This window comes from Pararhodobacter aggregans (assembly GCF_003075525.1).
GTDB lineage: Bacteria > Pseudomonadota > Alphaproteobacteria > Rhodobacterales > Rhodobacteraceae > Pararhodobacter > Pararhodobacter aggregans.
In genome coordinates, this window is the sequence record NZ_QDDR01000002.1 from 217,026 (window position 1) to 232,571 (window position 15,546).

Annotated in this window: 15 protein-coding genes; 8 read left to right on the forward strand and 7 right to left on the reverse strand. The window is 67.9% G+C overall.

Annotated elements, in window-relative coordinates; genetic code table 11:
- The first annotated feature begins 6 nt into the window (after positions 1 to 6).
- Positions 7 to 3,123: a multidrug efflux RND transporter permease subunit gene (locus tag DDE23_RS05115; protein ID WP_107750668.1), complete on the forward strand. Its 3,117-nt coding sequence runs from the start codon at positions 7 to 9 to the stop codon at positions 3,121 to 3,123.
- The gene (locus tag DDE23_RS05120) at positions 3,120 to 4,487 is read left to right on the forward strand and encodes an efflux transporter outer membrane subunit (protein ID WP_107750667.1); all 1,368 of its coding nucleotides are present in this window, start codon (positions 3,120 to 3,122) and stop codon (positions 4,485 to 4,487) included. Before DDE23_RS05115 ends, DDE23_RS05120 begins: the two co-directional genes overlap by 4 nt.
- 378 nt (positions 4,488 to 4,865) lie before the next feature.
- Here DDE23_RS05120 and DDE23_RS05125 read toward each other — a convergent pair whose 3' ends face one another.
- The gene (locus tag DDE23_RS05125; RefSeq protein ID WP_107750666.1) at positions 4,866 to 5,240 is read right to left on the reverse strand and encodes a hypothetical protein; all 375 of its coding nucleotides are present in this window, start codon (positions 5,238 to 5,240) and stop codon (positions 4,866 to 4,868) included.
- Between the two features lie 29 nt (positions 5,241 to 5,269).
- Between DDE23_RS05125 and DDE23_RS05130 the strand changes: the two genes are divergently transcribed.
- From DDE23_RS05130 to DDE23_RS05150, 5 genes are all read left to right on the forward strand, one after another.
- On the forward strand, positions 5,270 to 5,695 hold the full coding sequence (locus tag DDE23_RS05130; RefSeq protein ID WP_272947871.1) for a TRAP transporter small permease: 426 nt from the start codon (positions 5,270 to 5,272) through the stop codon (positions 5,693 to 5,695).
- A 115-nt stretch (positions 5,696 to 5,810) separates the two neighbouring features.
- Positions 5,811 to 6,227, forward strand: a complete 417-nt coding sequence (locus DDE23_RS05135) for a TRAP transporter large permease subunit (protein WP_107750664.1) — start codon at positions 5,811 to 5,813, stop codon at positions 6,225 to 6,227.
- The gene (locus DDE23_RS05140) at positions 6,224 to 7,096 is read left to right on the forward strand and encodes a LysR family transcriptional regulator (RefSeq protein ID WP_107750663.1); all 873 of its coding nucleotides are present in this window, start codon (positions 6,224 to 6,226) and stop codon (positions 7,094 to 7,096) included. The genes DDE23_RS05135 and DDE23_RS05140 overlap by 4 nt, the downstream gene beginning before the upstream one ends.
- Positions 7,097 to 7,398: 302 nt before the next feature.
- Positions 7,399 to 8,376 (forward strand): DUF1852 domain-containing protein, encoded by a 978-nt coding sequence (locus DDE23_RS05145; protein ID WP_107750662.1) that lies wholly within the window; start codon positions 7,399 to 7,401, stop codon positions 8,374 to 8,376.
- A 29-nt stretch (positions 8,377 to 8,405) separates the two neighbouring features.
- Positions 8,406 to 9,434: a methionine synthase gene (locus tag DDE23_RS05150; RefSeq protein WP_107750661.1), complete on the forward strand. Its 1,029-nt coding sequence runs from the start codon at positions 8,406 to 8,408 to the stop codon at positions 9,432 to 9,434.
- Between the two features lie 51 nt (positions 9,435 to 9,485).
- Here DDE23_RS05150 and pdxY read toward each other — a convergent pair whose 3' ends face one another.
- The 3 genes from pdxY to DDE23_RS05165 are packed head-to-tail and all read right to left on the reverse strand — an operon-like array spanning position 9,486 to position 11,730.
- Positions 9,486 to 10,358 carry a pyridoxal kinase gene (gene pdxY / locus DDE23_RS05155; RefSeq protein WP_107750660.1) on the reverse strand — a complete coding sequence of 291 codons (873 nt, stop codon included), beginning with the start codon at positions 10,356 to 10,358 and terminating at the stop codon, positions 9,486 to 9,488.
- Complete coding sequence (locus DDE23_RS05160) at positions 10,355 to 11,035, reverse strand: MOSC domain-containing protein (RefSeq protein WP_107750659.1); 681 nt, start codon at positions 11,033 to 11,035, stop codon at positions 10,355 to 10,357. The genes pdxY and DDE23_RS05160 overlap by 4 nt, the downstream gene beginning before the upstream one ends.
- On the reverse strand, positions 11,032 to 11,730 hold the full coding sequence (locus DDE23_RS05165; protein ID WP_107750658.1) for a glutamine amidotransferase: 699 nt from the start codon (positions 11,728 to 11,730) through the stop codon (positions 11,032 to 11,034). The genes DDE23_RS05160 and DDE23_RS05165 overlap by 4 nt, the downstream gene beginning before the upstream one ends.
- A gap of 90 nt (positions 11,731 to 11,820) precedes the next feature.
- On the opposite strand from DDE23_RS05165, the gene pdxR reads away from it, so the two are divergent.
- The gene (pdxR, locus tag DDE23_RS05170) at positions 11,821 to 13,233 is read left to right on the forward strand and encodes a MocR-like pyridoxine biosynthesis transcription factor PdxR (RefSeq protein ID WP_107750657.1); all 1,413 of its coding nucleotides are present in this window, start codon (positions 11,821 to 11,823) and stop codon (positions 13,231 to 13,233) included.
- Between the two features lie 2 nt (positions 13,234 to 13,235).
- Here pdxR and bioB read toward each other — a convergent pair whose 3' ends face one another.
- The 3 genes from bioB to DDE23_RS05185 form a co-directional block, all read right to left on the reverse strand.
- Positions 13,236 to 14,210 carry a biotin synthase BioB gene (gene bioB, locus DDE23_RS05175; RefSeq protein ID WP_107750656.1) on the reverse strand — a complete coding sequence of 325 codons (975 nt, stop codon included), beginning with the start codon at positions 14,208 to 14,210 and terminating at the stop codon, positions 13,236 to 13,238.
- Complete coding sequence (locus DDE23_RS05180) at positions 14,207 to 14,764, reverse strand: biotin transporter BioY (RefSeq protein WP_107750655.1); 558 nt, start codon at positions 14,762 to 14,764, stop codon at positions 14,207 to 14,209. The genes bioB and DDE23_RS05180 overlap by 4 nt, the downstream gene beginning before the upstream one ends.
- Before the next feature lie 84 nt (positions 14,765 to 14,848).
- On the reverse strand, positions 14,849 to 15,517 hold the full coding sequence (locus tag DDE23_RS05185) for a GntR family transcriptional regulator (protein WP_107750654.1): 669 nt from the start codon (positions 15,515 to 15,517) through the stop codon (positions 14,849 to 14,851).
- Positions 15,518 to 15,546 lie beyond the last annotated feature (29 nt).

The window sequence follows — 15,546 nt, forward strand, 5'->3', positions numbered from 1 at the left end:
GACCGCATGGCGCAATTCTTCATTCACAGGCCGGTCTTCGCCTGGGTGCTGGCCATCGTGACCATGGTGCTGGGCGCCATGGGCCTGATGCGTCTGCCGATCGCCCAATATCCGGAAATCGCGCCGACCACGGTGCAGATCCGCGCGGTCTATACCGGCGCCTCGGCCGAGATCGTGGCCGATTCGGTGACCACGGTCGTCGAGGATGCGATGACCGGCATCGACGGCATGATCTACATGACCTCCAGCTCGGGGCCGGGCTCGGCCTCGGTCTCGCTGACCTTCGATGACAGCGTCGATCCCGACATCGCCCAGGTGCAGGTGCAAAACCGTCTGCAACTGGCGCAGGCGCAGCTGCCCACCGTGGTGCAGCAGAACGGGCTTTCCGTGGCGCGCTCTACCTCGTCGATCCTGATGGTCGCCTCGATGACCAGCCGGGACGGGGACATCTCCTCGGTGGAACTGGGCGATATCGCCGCGCAGATGGTCGAAGACCCGATCCTGCGCACCCCCGGCGTCGGCTCCATCCAGTCCTTCGGCGCCGGCTACGCGATGCGCATCTGGCTCGATCCGATGCGCATGGTGCAATACCAGATCGTGCCCTCGGACGTGATCGCGGCGGTGGGCGAACAGAATACCAATGTCACGGTCGGCACGCTGGGCAGCCAGCCCACGCGGGAGGGCCAGCGCCTGACGATCCCGATCTCGGCCCAGTCGCAGCTGTCGACGGTCGAGGAATTCGAAGGGATCCTCCTGCGCGTGCAGGAAGACGGCTCGACCGTGTTCCTCGGCGACGTGGCCGACATCTCGATCGGGCAGGACAGCTACGATTTCGCCACCCGCTACAACGGCAATCCGGCGACCGGCTTCGCGATCAACCTCGCCACCGGCGCCAATGCGGTCAGCACGGCGGATGCGGTGCGCGCGACGCTGGAGCGGATCGAACCCTCGCTGCCCGAGGGGGTCGAGATCGTCATCCCCTATGACACCTCGCCCTTTGTCGAGAAATCCATCGGTCAGGTCTACAAGACCCTGCTGGAGGCCGTGGCGCTGGTCTTCGTGGTGATCCTCGTCTTCCTGCAGAACTGGCGGGCGACGCTGATCCCGGTGATCGCCATTCCGGTCGTGCTGCTGGGCACGTTCGGCGTGCTGTCGCTGTTCGGCTTCTCGATCAACACGCTGACCATGTTCGCGCTGGTGCTGGCCATCGGCCTTCTGGTCGATGACGCCATCGTCGTGGTCGAAAACGTCGAGCGGGTGATGGAGGAAACCGGCCTCGGCCCGGTCGAGGCCACCGAACGCAGCATGAAAGAGATCACCTCGGCGCTGGTGGGCATCGTGACGGTGCTGTCGGCGGTGTTCCTGCCGATGGCCTTCATGACCGGCTCCACGGGCGTGATCTACCGCCAGTTCTCGGTCACGATCATCAGCGCCATGGTGCTGTCCTTGGGCGTCGCGGTCATCCTGACCCCCGCCATGTGCGCCACCCTGCTCAAGCCGCGCAAGCACGGCGACGGCTTCTTCCTCGCGCGGTGGTTCAACAGCGGGCTGGACCGGCTGACCCGGGGCTATGGCAAGACCGTCGGCACCGTGGTCAAACGGCCGATCTTCATGATCCTGATCCTTCTGGGCATCAGCTATGTCACGCTGGACCGCTTCCAGGCGCTGCCCTCGTCCTTCATCCCGCAAGAGGATCAGGGCGTGCTCATGGCCATGGTCGAAGCCCCGCGCGGGGCGACGATGGCGATCACCGAGGCGCTGCTCGCCGATGTCGAGCAACACCTGCTCACCGCCGAGGCCGAGAGCGTCGAGGCCGTGTTCGGCATCGTCGGCTTCTCGATGTCGGGGGCCGGACAGAACGGCGCCATGCTGTTCGTCAAGCTCAGGGACTACGAGGAGCGCACCGCGCTGTCGGCCGCCGATCTGGTGAACCGGCTGAACGGGCATTTCTTCATGAACAACCGCGGCGGCATGGTCTATTTCCTGCAGCCGCCGGCGATCCAGGGACTGGGTGCTTCGGCCGGCTTCTCCATGTATCTCGTCGATCAGGCGAACCGGGGCCCCGAGGCCCTGTCCGAGGCCGCCGACCGGCTGGTCGCGGCGGGCATGGCCGACGGGCGCGTCACCAATCTGCGCGGCAACAGCGCACCGTTCCAGAGCGCGCTGAGGCTCGACATCGACCAGCAGCAGGCCCGCGCCTACGGGCTGTCGATCACCGAGATCAACGCCATGCTGTCGGTGATCTTCTCGGGGCGCGAGGTCAACGACTTCACCCTGGGCAACGATCTGCGCCCGGTGATCGTGCAGGGCATGACTGAGGCGCGGTCCGCGCCCGAGGACATCGACCGCTGGTACGCGCGCAACACCAGTGGCGAGATGGTCCCCTTCTCGGCCTTCTCGCAGCGGGCCTGGGACGATCAGGCGCAGGGCATCTCGCGCTTCGGCGGCACCGGCGCCATCGAGATCAGCGGCGAGGCCACGCAGGGCTTGTCCTCGGGCGAGGCGATGCTGGCGATGGAGGAACTGGTCGCGGATCTGGGCGGCGGCTATGCCGTGTCCTGGACCGGCCTGTCCTATCAGGAGCGGCTCTCGGGCAATCAGGCGCCGATGCTGTTCGCGCTGGCCGCGCTGGTGGTCTTTCTGGCGCTGGCCGCGCTTTATGAAAGCTGGTCGGTGCCGCTCTCGGTCATGCTGGCGGTGCCGATCGGCATCCTTGGGGCGGTGCTGGCGGCGGGCACGTTCGACCAGTCGAACGATGTCTATTTCAAGGTGGGGCTGCTCACGACCATCGGTCTGGCGGCGCGAAACGCCATCCTGATCGTGGAATTCGCGCAACAGCTCTACCATCAGGGCAAACCCCTGCGCGAGGCCGCGACCCAGGCGGCGATGATGCGCCTGCGCCCGATCCTGATGACCACCTTCGCCTTCATGCTGGGCGTGCTGCCCCTGGCCATCGCCAGCGGGGCAGGGGCCGCGGCCCAGCATTCGATCGGGATCGGGGTTCTGGGCGGCATGACCTCGTCGGGGGCGATCGGCATCTTCATGGTGCCCGCCTTCTATGTCGCGATCCTCGCCCTCGTCGAACGCCTCGGCCGCAAGAACCGGAAGGAAATCTCCCGATGATCGCCTCGATCACCCGTCCCCTGGGCGCGCTGGCCGCGCTCTCGCTGCTCGCCGGCTGCGCGCTGGGGCCCGATCCCTCGGCGCGGCCCGAACTGTCGCTGCCCGTCACCTATGTCGAGGGGGACGCGATCCCCGTTGGCGAGGTGGCGGCCCGCGCCTTCTGGAGCGACTACAACGACCCGATGCTGAGCGCGCTCATCGCCCAGGGTCTGAACGCCAACCTTTCGGTGCAGGCGGCGGACGAGCGGATCCGCGCCGCCCGGGCCGGGCTCCGCGGCACCGGCGTGCTGGCCAGCCAGCTGGCGGGCGAAAGCTCCGTGGCCACGTTGCGCAGCGATCCCGGCACCGGCGCGATCTCGCGGCTGGAGAGCGGTACGCTGAGCGCGGGCTTCGTCCTCGATCTGTTCGGTGGCGCGCAACGCACCCGTCAGGCGGCGGGGGCGGCCCTGCTGTCGGCCGAGGCCGGGGCCCAGACCGCGCGGCTGGCCTGGATCGCCGAGGTCATCGCCGCCTATGGCAACGCCCGCTTCTATCAGGAGAGCATGGCGCTGACCCGCCAGACCCTCGCCTCGCGCGAGCGCACGGTCGAGATCACCCGCGGCATCATCGCCGCCGGCGGCGCCACGCAATTCGAGCTGTCGCAGGCGCAGGCCGAGCTGGATCTGGCCCGCGCCGATCTGCCCAGCCTTCAGGCCGCGTTCAATGCGCAGGTCTTCGGGCTGGCGCTGCTGCTGGATCGTCCGGCGGCGCCCCTGGTGGCCGAAATGCAGCGCGGATCCGCCATGCTACGCGTGCCGGCCACGCCCCGCGCCGGGGTCCCGGCCGAGCTGCTGCGCAACCGGCCCGATGTGCGCGAGGCCGAGCATCAGCTGCAGGCCGCAGTGGCGCGGGTGGGCGTGGCGGAGGCAGATCTCTATCCCTCGCTCTCGCTCATCGGCAGCGTGGCCAGCAGCAATCCGGGTACGGACAGCTGGCGGTTCGGCCCGCAGCTGTCGCTGCCCCTGCTGAACCAGACGGCCCTGCGCTCGGTCCGCGACACCCGCGTCTCCGAGGCGGCGCAGGCCGAGATCGCCTGGCGTGCCGCGGTGTCGCGCGCTGTCAACGATGTGCAGACGGCACAATCGAACCTGCGCAACTTCCGACAGCGCACCGATCTGATGCGTCAGGCGGATCAGTCGTTGCGGCAGGCCTATGGTCTGGCGGAGCAAAGCTTCGCGGACGGCTCGCTGCTGTTGCTGGACCTGCTGCAGGTCGAGCGTTCGCGCGCCCAGGCCCGGCTCGGCGTCGCCAGCGCCCAGAACGACGCGGCGCAGGCCTGGGCCCAGTTGCAGATCGCTCTGGGCGCCGGTTCCGCGATCCGCTGAGCGGCAGCGACCCAGGGTCAGAAGATCATGGCCGGCAGCGCAGACAGCGCTGCCGGCCACCGCCACCGCCCGCCAAACGCCTGATCGCGTGCGGTCCAAGGACCGGTGGAGGCGGATCAAGTCCAAACCGGGCTCGGGTCGCGGTTGGATGAAAGTTCAGTGGCAGGTCACCGATGCCATCCATTTGTCCCCTCTCGGCAGATTTGCCTCGCAATTTGCCTGCCGGGCACTGGCTGCGACGGGGCTTCCTCGACTTCGGCCCGAGCGTGGACTGGTTCACCTGCAAGGTCTTGGCGTGAACCATCGCGAACACGCCGGAGGCAGACTGCCGCGGTAAGGCCCCGAACGAGGCGGTCCGCAGCTTCGGACCGTCGGGAATCATGACCCGCGCTCAAGGGTCGCGCGGACATGTGGCGACAGCACAGCCCCAGAGTGCCACCTGCAAAGTCTGGGAAAGCCGCCTATGGTCAGCCGCCGGATGATGTTGTCGATGTGGCGGAGCGAGGCGATATCGACCAGCTGGCCTTTGTACCGCACCGCGCCCAGCCCCTGTTCCAGCGCCTCATGGAAGGCTGCCCGCATCGCCCGTGCCTCGTCCACCCGGGATTGCTGCGGCGAAAACCCCTCCTGCGCGATGGCCACCTGCAACGGGTGGATCGCCCATTTTCCGACCATGCCGATGATGGCGGCGCGCTCAGCCTCGCGCCGATAGGCCTCGGGGCTCGAAAAATCGCCGAACGGTCCGCCTGTCATGCGGGTTTGCCGCCCTGCTGGCCCTGCTGCTGTCCTCGGCGCATATCCTGGCCAGGTTCGCCGGCAACGACGCCTGGATCGCGCGATACCATGAGGTGATGATCTACCTACTGGTCTGGGCGGTCCTGCTGTCGGGCGCCCTGTTGGTGGCCGAGGGCCGGCACATCGGTGTCGATCTGGTCGTGGCAAATTGCAGCGAGCCGGTGCGCCGCAAGCTCGAAATCGCCACCACGTTGATAAGCCTGATCTTCTCGGGCACGCTTGTCTGGTACGGCGGCCTCATCACCTGTGAAGCCCGGGACATCGGCGAGCGCTCGCTCATCGCGCTGCGCTTCCCGATGTGGATGTATTTCGCCGCACAGACCACGAGTTGCGCCCTGATGTCGGTTCTGTTTCTGTTCCGCCTTGTCGCGCTGATTACCGGCGCCGGGGGCCCGGGAAGCGAGGGGCTCTGATGTCGGTCGCCTTGCTTGTCCTCCTGCTGCCGGGGCTCCTGCTTCTGGGCACGCCGCTGTTCGTGGTGATGGGGGGGCGGTCTGCCTGCTCATTGTCTCCGAGGGCTATGCCGCGATGACGCTGGTCGCGCAGAAGATGATCGACGGGTTGAAAAACGATCTTCTGAGGTCGCTGCCGGTTTTGGGCATGGCAACGGCGATCCTGGGCTGGATGCGGGGCGGGCTGGGGCCGGTCGCGGTCGGCGCCTGCACCATCGTCGCCTCGATCTCGGGGTCCGGCGTCACCACCGCGCTGGCCATGTCCGCGCATGGCGACGTGTTCTTCGGGATTTCCGGCCTGACAGCGGGCACCGGAAACGCCGCATTTCCTGCGGCTCGCTCTCAATCGTCGACCGCGGATGATCGGGGCCATGGCCCGAGCTGTCATCGTCCCTGCCGAACCGGGGGCCGATCTCGATGGAATTTCTGTCATGGCCATGACAAGACGGCCTGGAGATTTGGGCGCGACGTGACAGGGAGTCATTTCCAGTGATCGATATTCAACCTCTGGCCATTCTGCGCGAGATCGACCGGACAGGCAGCCTGACCCTTGCCGCCGACCGCTTGAACCTGACCCAATCGGCGGTCAGCCATGCGATCCGGCGGTTCGAGGAGCGTCATGGCGTGAAGCTCTGGGAGCGCGAGGGGCACAAACTCCGACTCACGCAGACGGGAGACTATCTGCTGGGGCTGGCGCTGCGGGTGCTGCCACAGCTTGAACACGGCGCGACGGTGCTTGACGACTATGCGCGCGGGCGGCGCGGCGCGATCCGCGTGGGAATGGAATGCCATCCCTGCCAGGACTGGCTGATGCGGGTCGTGGACCCGTTTCTGGCGCAATGGCCCGATGTCGATCTGGACGTGACCACGGCCTTCCAGTTCGGCGGGCTGGCGGCGCTGCTGGGCCATGAGATCGACGTTCTGGTCACGCCCGACCCGGTTGAGCGTCCGGGGCTCGAATACACGCCCGTCTTCGATTACGAACTGGTCCTGGCGGTGGCCGAGACACATCCTCTGGCAGGCAAACAGCGGGCCGCGCCCGAAGATCTGGCAGGCGAGACCCTGATTACCTATCCCGTCTCGCGCGAGAGGCTGGATATCTACACCCGCTTCCTTGTCCCGGCCCATGCCTTGCCGCGCCGCCATCGCACGGTGGAGACGACCGATCTGATGCTGCGACTGGTGGCCTCGGGCCGCGCCGTCAGTGCGACCCCCGACTGGCTTTTGCGCGGGGCCAAAGGGGTGACGGGTGTGCGGCTTGGCGACGGCATCGCGAAATCCATCCACCTGGGTCGTCGCTCGGGCAAGACGGCCGGCTATCTGGACGGGTTCATCCATCTGGCCAAGGCCGTCCAGATCTGAAACGCCGCCGACTTTGTCGCGGATGGTCTTCGGCTTCGCCCCGGGCTTCGGTGCGGAAGGGGGCCGGGTTTGCAGACCGAGCGGTTCCAGGCGTGAGTCGCACTGGACATGTCAGGCTGTCATGTTTCTCTGAAATATCATCATTTTTCTTCATGGTCCTGCTCGGGCATACCTCCGCTGGCCGGCCGGCTGACACCGGTCGACCACCGATTGAGCCCGCCTGAAACCAAGAGTCAGGCACCATCTGAACGAGAAAGAAGCGGCCTCGGGCTTTGTCTCGGCAGCCAGGAGACCAGATCACCATGACCAGAGACGTCACCTTCACGATCAGGAGCCTTCGTTTCGACGAGGAGTATGCGCCAGCCGACAGCACCCGGCTCACCACCAATTTCGCGAACCTCGCGAGAGGGGAGAACCGGCAGCAGAACCTGCGGGGGGCGCTGCGGATGATCGACAACCGCTTCAACGCCCTCGCGCCATGGGACAATCCCGAGGGCAACCGCTACGGCGTCGCGCTGGATATCGTCTCGGTCGATCTGGATATTGACGGCAGTGGCAGCGCCTTTCCGGCCATCGAGGTCCTGAAGACGACGATCCTGGACCACAAGGCAGGCGCGCGGATCGACGGGCTGGTCGGCAACAACTTCTCCTCCTATGTGCGGGACTATGACTTCAGCGTGCGGCTGCCCGCGTACAACAAGGATCGGTCAGGCTTCGTCATTCCGGACGACTTCGGCGATCTGCACGGCAAGCTGTTCAGGAGCTTCGTGTCTTCCGACACCTACAGCGCCCGTTTCCGCAAGCCGCCGGTGATCTGCCTGAGCGTCTCGCACAACAAGGTCTATCGGCGGACGGCCAATCACCACCCCGTCATGGGCTTTGAATACCTCGCGAACGAACCATCGCTCACCGAGGAATATTTCCGGAAGATGGGGATGCAGGTCCGCTACTTCATGCCCCCGGAGAGCGCGGCGCCGCTGGCCTTCTATTTCTTCGGCGATCTGCTCAACGATCACACCAATCTGGAACTGATCGGCACCATCGCCACGATGGAGACCTTCCAGCGCATCTACCGGCCCGAGATCTACAACGCCAATTCTGCCGCCGGTGCGGTCTATCGGCCGAGCCTCGAACAGCCGGATCATTCGCTGACCCGCATCGTCTATGACCGCGAGGAACGCAGCCGACTGGCCGCCGAGCAGGGCAAATTCGCCGAAGACCACTTCATCAAGCCGCATCGGGCCGTTCTGGACGCATGGTCCGCCCGGTTCGCCGCCTGACCCACCGCGAGACATACGAGGTAAATTCAATGACCAAGCTGCTCCCGACATCGACTGCCGGAAGTCTCCCCAAACCCTCCTGGCTGGCCGAGCCCGAAAAGCTCTGGTCCCCTTGGAAACTCGAAGGCCCGGCGCTTGTCGAAGCCAAACGGGATGCCTTGCGTGTGACCCTCGCCGAACAGGAAGGCGCGGGCATCGACATCGTCTCGGACGGTGAACAGACGCGCCAGCATTTCGTCACCACCTTCATCGAGCATCTGACCGGTGTCGATTTCGAAAAGCGCGAGACGGTGAAGATCCGCGACCGCTATGAGGCGAGCGTGCCCACCGTCGTGGGGGCGGTCTCCCGCGACAAGCCGGTCTTCGTCGAGGATGCGAAATTCCTGCGCGCGCAGACCGACAGCCCGATCAAATGGGCGCTGCCGGGGCCGATGACGATGATCGACACGCTCTACGACGCCCATTACCGCAGCCGTGAGAAACTCGCCTGGGAATTCGCCACCATTCTCAATCAGGAAGCCCGCGAGCTTGAGGCTGCCGGGGTCGATATCATCCAGTTCGACGAACCCGCCTTCAACGTGTTCTTCGACGAGGTGAACGACTGGGGCATCGCCACGCTCGAGCGGGCGATCGAAGGGCTGCAATGCGAGACGGCCGTCCATATCTGCTACGGCTACGGCATCAAGGCCAATACCGACTGGAAGAAGACCCTTGGCTCGGAATGGCGCCAATATGAGCGGACCTTCCCCAGGTTGCAGGCCTCCTCCATCGATCTGGTTTCGCTGGAATGCCACAACTCCCGGGTTCCGATGGACCTGATCGAGCTGCTGCGCGGCAAGAAGGTGATGGTCGGGGCCATCGACGTGGCGACCAATACCATCGAAACCCCGGAAGAGGTGGCCCGGACCCTGCGCAAGGCGCTGCAATTCGTGGATGCCGACAAGCTCTATCCCTGCACCAATTGCGGCATGGCGCCGCTTTCCCGCGATGTCGCGCGGGGCAAGCTCAAGGCGCTCGGCGCGGGGGCTGCTATCGTCCGGCGGGAGCTTTCGGCCTGAAGGCAGACCCGGACCGGGGCGGCCGGGGCCGCCCCTTTGGTTTGCGTCCCGCTACCCCTGTCCGGCTGCGGCCGGGGCCCCCCCTGCCAGCGTCAGCAGCGCGCGGCGGAACCCGGGCTCGGTCAGCACCACCTCGCCGGCGCCCAGCGCATCCGCGTGGCAAAGCGCCCGGGCGGTGAGGGTTTGGGCGCCTTCGATGGCGCGGGGCAGGGTCAGGCCCTGGCCGATGCCCGCGACCACCAGCCCGGTGAACAGATCGCCGGTGCCGGGCAGGGCGATGGGCAGGCGCTTGGTCCGGTGGCGGCTGGCCGGACCGGGGCCGAGGAGGACGGTCTCCAGCAGACCCTCGCCGGTGTCCTCCAGCTCGCAGCCGGTGGCGATCACCTGCGCCTCGGGCCCGAGGGGGAGGGCGGCGCGGGCGGCCTCCAGATCACCGAGCGAGCGGATCTGCTGTCCGGTAAGCCAGGCCAGTTCGAACGGGTTCGGCGTGGCGATATCGGCCATCGGCAGTAGCCGGTCGCGCATCACCCCGGCGATGGCTTCGGGCACATAGAGGCCCGGGCCGGTGTCGCCCATCACCGGATCGCAGACATAGCGCAGGCGCGGGTTCGCGGCCTTCGCCTCGGCCACGAAATCCGCCACCATCCCGGCCACGTCGGGCGAGCCGATATAGCCGGTGAGAAGATAATCGGCGCGCTCTGCCAGCCCGCGGTCGCGGGCGCCTTGCAGCAGGTCGGCGAAAAAGTCGGGCGGCAGGGGGCGGCCGCGCAGGGTCGGGTAATGGGGGGTGTTCGAGAAAAGCACCGTGGGGATCGCCGCCACCTCCAGCCCCGCCGCCTGCATCGGGAAGAGCGCGGCGGAATTGCCGACATGGCCGAAGACCACCTGGCTCTGGATCGAAATGACGAAAGGGGGGCGTTTCATGCGGTGCCGTCCAGTCTGGCGCTCCAATCCTCGACCCGGCGGCTTTCCAGCCGCCGGACCGCGTATTTCCGCCAGCCCTCGGCCAGCACATCGAGCGCGGCGATGCCTTCGAGTTCGGCCAGGTTCATCCGGTCGATATAGAGCGCGTGCCAGAGCCGTCGCAACGTCCAGCCCGGCGCCAGACGGTCGATCAACTCCAGCCGGTCGCCGGGGGCGACCATGCCGGGTTGCAGCACGCGGTAATACCAGCCGCTGCGCCCGGTCTGCTGTACCCGCCGCGCCATGTCGGGCACGCCGAAGCGGTGGTTGAGCTTCCAGCAGGGCTGGCGCCCCTGCGAGACCTGCAGCAAGGCGCCACCAAGCAGGAAGACATCGCCCACGGCGACCTCCGCTTCCGTGAGCCCCGTGGTCGAGAGGTTCTCGCCGAACCCGCCGGGGGTGGCGAGGGTCGGCAAGTCGCCAAGCTCGGCCCGCCAGGTCGGGTAATGGTCGCGCGGATAGTGATGCACCGCCTTCTCGATCCCGCCATGCACCCGCCGGTCGGCCTGTTCGTCGCCCTCGAACCCCTCGGGGCCAAGCATCAGCGGGCGGGTGACCGGCGTCTTGCCGATCCCGCTCAGCGTGTCGCATCCGGGCAGGGGAGCGGCGCGACCTGTCAGGAGTGTGACGGACCTCATCCATCCAACTCCCGCAGCCATTGCTTCAGCATGGCCTGACCGGCGGTCCGCAGGGCCGGGCCATGGGCCCTGGCATCCTGCCGGAGGGCCTTGGGGGCAATCCCCGCCTGCGCCAACTCTGTGCTATGGCCGATCAGCCAGCGTTCGAAATCGGGCAGCGTCCCGGCCTCGGGGTGACATTGCAGGCCGAGGAGGGTCCGGCCCCGGGCGAAGGCCTGCGTGGCACAGGCCGGGGTCGAGGCGAGGAGATCCGCGCCTTGGGGGATCTCGAAGGCCTCGCCATGCCAGTGCAGCACCGGCACGTCGGCAAGGTGCTTGAGCGGCCCCGCCCGGCCCGCTTCGGTCAGCGTGAGCGGAGAGAAGCCGATCTCCTTCGCGGGCAGCGGCGCGACCCGGGCGCCCAGCGCTGCCGCCATCAGCTGCGCGCCGAGGCAGAGGCCCAGGGTCGGCCGGTCGTGCGCCAGCCTCACGGCCAGCCAGTCGCGCTCCTGATCCATGCAGGGATAGGCGGCGCCCTCGTTCACGCCGATCGGCCCGCCCAGCACGACGACCAGATCCGCGGCCAGCGGGTCGGGCAACGGGTCGATCCCGGCGTCGATCCCCTGCAGGTCATAGCCCGCATCCGTCAGCACCGGGGCGAAGCTGCCCAGGTCTTCGAAGGCCACATGGCGCAGGATCAGGGCGGTCTTGGTCATCGGAACCTCTTGTCTTTCGCCCCTCTTTGGCAAATCACTGGCCCAGCCAGAAGGGCCAGTATGGAAGATTGGGATAGGCCGGTTTCAACGATGCGCGACCCTCTTGCCCTTGAGATCGACCCAGGCCTTGGCGGCCCGCTGTTCCTCGCCATCGCCGAGGCGATCACCCGCGACATCACCCGCGGGCGGCTGAAGCCAGGGGCGCGGCTGCCCGGCACGCGGGCGCTTGCGCGCGAGCTGGGGGTGAACCGCAATACGGTCGATGCCGCCTATCAGGAGTTGCTGACCCAGGGCTGGCTGCAGGCCGAACCGGCGCGGGGGACATTCGTGGCGCAGGATCTGCCGCAGGGGATGCTGGCGCGCTCGGCGGCGCCGGTGCCGGTCGAGCCGGTGGCGCCGCGCGCGGGGCTCGCGTTCACCGACGGGGCGCCGGACCCCAAGCTGGTGCCCGACAAGGCGCTGGCCCGGGCCTTTCGCCGGGCGCTGCTGTCGCCCGCCTTCCGCGCCGGGGCGGATTACGGCGATGCGCGGGGCACATTGTCGCTGCGGCAGGCGCTGGCCGGGTATCTGGCCACGGACCGCGGCGTGGTGGCGGATCCGGCGCGGCTGCTGATCGCGCGGGGCAGCCAGATGGCGCTGTTTCTGGCCGCGCGGGCGGTCTTGTCCCCGGGCGAAGTGATCGCGGTCGAGGAGCCGGGCTATCCGCTGGCCTGGGCGGCGTTCCGCGCCGCGGGGGCCGGGGTGCGGGGTCTGCCGGTGGATGGCGGGGGCCTCAGGATCGACGCGCTGGAGGCGGCGCTGGTTCAGGACCCGCGCATCCGGGCGGTCTATGTCACGCCGCATCACCAATACCCGACCACGGTGAGCATGGGCGCGGCGCGGCGGTTGCAGCTTCTGGAGGTGGCGCAGCGCCACGGGGTCGCGCTGATCGAGGATGATTACGACCACGAATACCGCTTCGAGGGCCGTCCGGTGCTGCCGCTGGCCGCCCGCGCGCCCGAGGGGCTGCCGCTGATCTATGTGGGGTCGCTGTCGAAACTGCTCTCGCCCGGGATCCGGCTGGGCTATGCGCTGGCGCCCGAGCCCTTGCTGCGGCGGATGGCCGAGGCGCGGGCCGCCATCGACCGGCAGGGCGACGCGCCGCTGGAGGCGGCGCTGGCGGACCTGATCCGCGAGGGCGATCTGGGCCGTCACGCCCGCAAGGCTCGGCGGGTCTACCGGGCGCGGCGGGATCTGCTGGCGGGGCTGCTGGAGGCGCATCTGGCGGGGCGGGCCACGTTCGACCTGCCTGCCGGGGGGCTGGCGCTGTGGCTGCGCTGCGCCGGTGTGTCGGCCGAGGCCTGGGCCGAAGCCGCCGGTCAGGCGGGGCTGGCGCTGCTGCCGGGCAGGCGCTTTGCGCTGGAGGGTCCGGCGCCGCAGGCCTTCCGTCTGGGCTATGCGGCGCTGGACGAGGGGCAGATCGCCAAGGCGGTGGCGATCCTGTCCCGCAGCTTCCCGGGCTGAGCCTATTCCGCCGCGACCCGGGGGCGGGCCCGCGCGGGGGCAATGTGCATGCCGAGCCGCGCCAGCAGCTCCTGATCCTTCCAGGCTGCCGGGTTGCCCGTGGTCAGCAACTGGTCGCCGACAAAGATCGAATTCGCCCCGGCAAGAAAGCACAGCGCCTGCAGCTCGTCGCTCATCCCTGTGCGCCCGGCCGACAAGCGCACGACCGAGGCGGGCATCAGGATGCGGGCCAGCGCCACGATGCGCAGCAGCGCGAAGGGATCGACGGCCTGGGCCCGCGCCTGCACCGGCACGCCCTCGATCTCGTTCCACAGGTTCACCGGCACGCTGTCGGGATGCGAAGGCAGCGTCGCCAGCGTCACCAGCAGGGCGATGCGATCCTCCTCGGCCTCGCCCATGCCGAGGATGCCGCCGCAGCAAACCTTGATGCCGCCCTTGCGCACCTGTTCGACCGTGTCGAGCCGGTCCTCCATCGTCCGGGTGCTGGCGATCTGGGCGTAATACTCGGGCGAGGTGTCGATGTTGTGGTTGTAGAAATCGAGCCCCGCCGCCTTCAGCCGCGCGACCTGTTCGGGCGACAGCATCCCCAGCGTCATGCAGGTTTCCAGCCCCAGCTCGGACACACCCCGCACCATGTCGCAAAGCCTGTCCATGTCGCGGTCCTTGGGGCTGCGCCAGGCGGCCCCCATGCAGAAGCGCTGCGCGCCCGAGGCCTTGGCGCGCCGGGCAGCGGCCAGAACCTCGTCCGTTCCCATCAGCTTGGTGGCCTTCACCCCGGTGTCGTGATGGGCCGATTGCGAGCAATAGCCGCAATCCTCGGGGCAGCCGCCGGTCTTGATGCTGAGCAGGCTCGCGGTTTCGATCGCATTGGGGTCGAAATGCGCGCGGTGCAGGCTTTGGGCGCGATGCATCAGGTCGGCGAAGGGCAGGGCGTGGATCGCCCTGGCCTCTGCCATGGTCCAGTCGGTCCGGATCATTGCGCGCGGGTCCGCAGGCGGGCGATGGCCGCGATGAGGCCCGAGGCCAGCGCCAGCTTGACCAGATCGCCCAGCAGGAAAGGCGTGAGGCCCGCGGCCAGCAGCCCCTGCGCCGGGACATAGAGCGCCAGCCAGGCAAGGCCGAGGGCATAGACCACGGCGAGGCCCGCCAGCATCGCCAGGAAGCGCCCGATCAGCCCGCGCCCCTGCGCCAGCCAGCCGGTCAGGCCCGCGCCCAGCAGGTAGCCCGCGAGGTAGCCGCCGGTCGGCCCGGCCATATAGGCCAGCCCGATGCCGCGTTCGGGAGAGCCCGAGAAGACCGGCATCCCCATGGCCCCGGCGGCGAGATAGGCCGCCACGGCCGCCAGCCCCAGCCGCGGCCCGAGCGTCGCGGCCAGGAAGAACACCGCCAGCGTGTGCAGCGTCATCGGCACCGGCCAGAACGGGATCTGGATCTTGGCGCCCAGCGTGACAAGGGCCGCGCCGAACAGCGCGAGCCCGAGGCCGCGCCAGAGGGCGGCGGGGCGGGTCTGCGAGGGGTCGAGAAATGCCATGGGTCTGTCCTCCGAAGATAGGCATCGAATCTATCTATAATTACGGAGGTTGCTTGGCAGTTGGGCAATCTTATTTATAGATAATCAGCCGGGAATCTCGTAAGTCTCTCTGACATCGGCGTTTTTTACCGCGGTCTTGCGCTTGCCGATCCAGCCGACATGCCGCGCGAGCGTGGTGCAGGCGAGGTCGGTCTGCCCCTTGCGCAGCGCGTCCAGAATGGCGCGGTGGTCGTGATCGGTGCGCGCCTCCCAGTCGCGCCGCCATGCGGCAAACAGGAACCGCGCGCTGGCCGCCTGCAGGTCGTCGATGGTCCGCAGCAGGCGCGGCATCCGGCAGGGGGCCAGGATGAGCCGGTGAAAATGGCGGTTCGCCGCCTCCCAGTCGCGGACCGTGCTGGCACTGTCGCCGTGGCGCGTAACCTCTTCTGCTTCCATCAGAATGGCGCGGGTCATATTGGGCGCGGCGTGGCGCAGGGCGAGGGATTCGAGGCTGGAACGCATCTCGGCCACCTCGCGCAATTCGGCCACGTCGAATTCGGTGACACGGAAGCCGCGCCTTGGTTCGCTCTCGGCCAGGCCCTGGGTCTGCAACTCGCGAAAGGCCTCGCGCACCGGGACGTGGCTGGCGCCGAATTCGGCGGCGATGTGGTCCTGCCGCAGCCGCGCGCCGGGCGGGATCTCGCCGGCGATGATGCGGTCGGCGAGGACGCGGGCGATGCGGGCGGATTGGGTCTCATCAGGAGCGTGCTTCATGAATTATAGATAATTCATTCCCATCCGGC

Bases quoted from the DNA above. Each gene is read 5' to 3' on its own strand.
- DDE23_RS05150 (WP_107750661.1), top strand. From the start codon at position 8,406: ATGACCAAGCTGCTCCCGACATCGACTGCCGGAAGTCTCCCCAAACCC.
- DDE23_RS05125 (WP_107750666.1), bottom strand. From the start codon at position 5,240: ATGACAGGCGGACCGTTCGGCGATTTTTCGAGCCCCGAGGCCTATCGG.
- bioB (WP_107750656.1), bottom strand. From the start codon at position 14,210: ATGATCCGGACCGACTGGACCATGGCAGAGGCCAGGGCGATCCACGCC.
- pdxY (WP_107750660.1), bottom strand. From the start codon at position 10,358: ATGAAACGCCCCCCTTTCGTCATTTCGATCCAGAGCCAGGTGGTCTTC.
- DDE23_RS05185 (WP_107750654.1), bottom strand. From the start codon at position 15,517: ATGAAGCACGCTCCTGATGAGACCCAATCCGCCCGCATCGCCCGCGTC.
- DDE23_RS05180 (WP_107750655.1), bottom strand. From the start codon at position 14,764: ATGGCATTTCTCGACCCCTCGCAGACCCGCCCCGCCGCCCTCTGGCGC.
- pdxR (WP_107750657.1), top strand. From the start codon at position 11,821: ATGCGCGACCCTCTTGCCCTTGAGATCGACCCAGGCCTTGGCGGCCCG.
- DDE23_RS05120 (WP_107750667.1), top strand. From the start codon at position 3,120: ATGATCGCCTCGATCACCCGTCCCCTGGGCGCGCTGGCCGCGCTCTCG.
- DDE23_RS05115 (WP_107750668.1), top strand. From the start codon at position 7: ATGGCGCAATTCTTCATTCACAGGCCGGTCTTCGCCTGGGTGCTGGCC.
- DDE23_RS05135 (WP_107750664.1), top strand. From the start codon at position 5,811: ATGACGCTGGTCGCGCAGAAGATGATCGACGGGTTGAAAAACGATCTT.
- DDE23_RS05145 (WP_107750662.1), top strand. From the start codon at position 7,399: ATGACCAGAGACGTCACCTTCACGATCAGGAGCCTTCGTTTCGACGAG.
- DDE23_RS05160 (WP_107750659.1), bottom strand. From the start codon at position 11,035: ATGAGGTCCGTCACACTCCTGACAGGTCGCGCCGCTCCCCTGCCCGGA.
- DDE23_RS05165 (WP_107750658.1), bottom strand. From the start codon at position 11,730: ATGACCAAGACCGCCCTGATCCTGCGCCATGTGGCCTTCGAAGACCTG.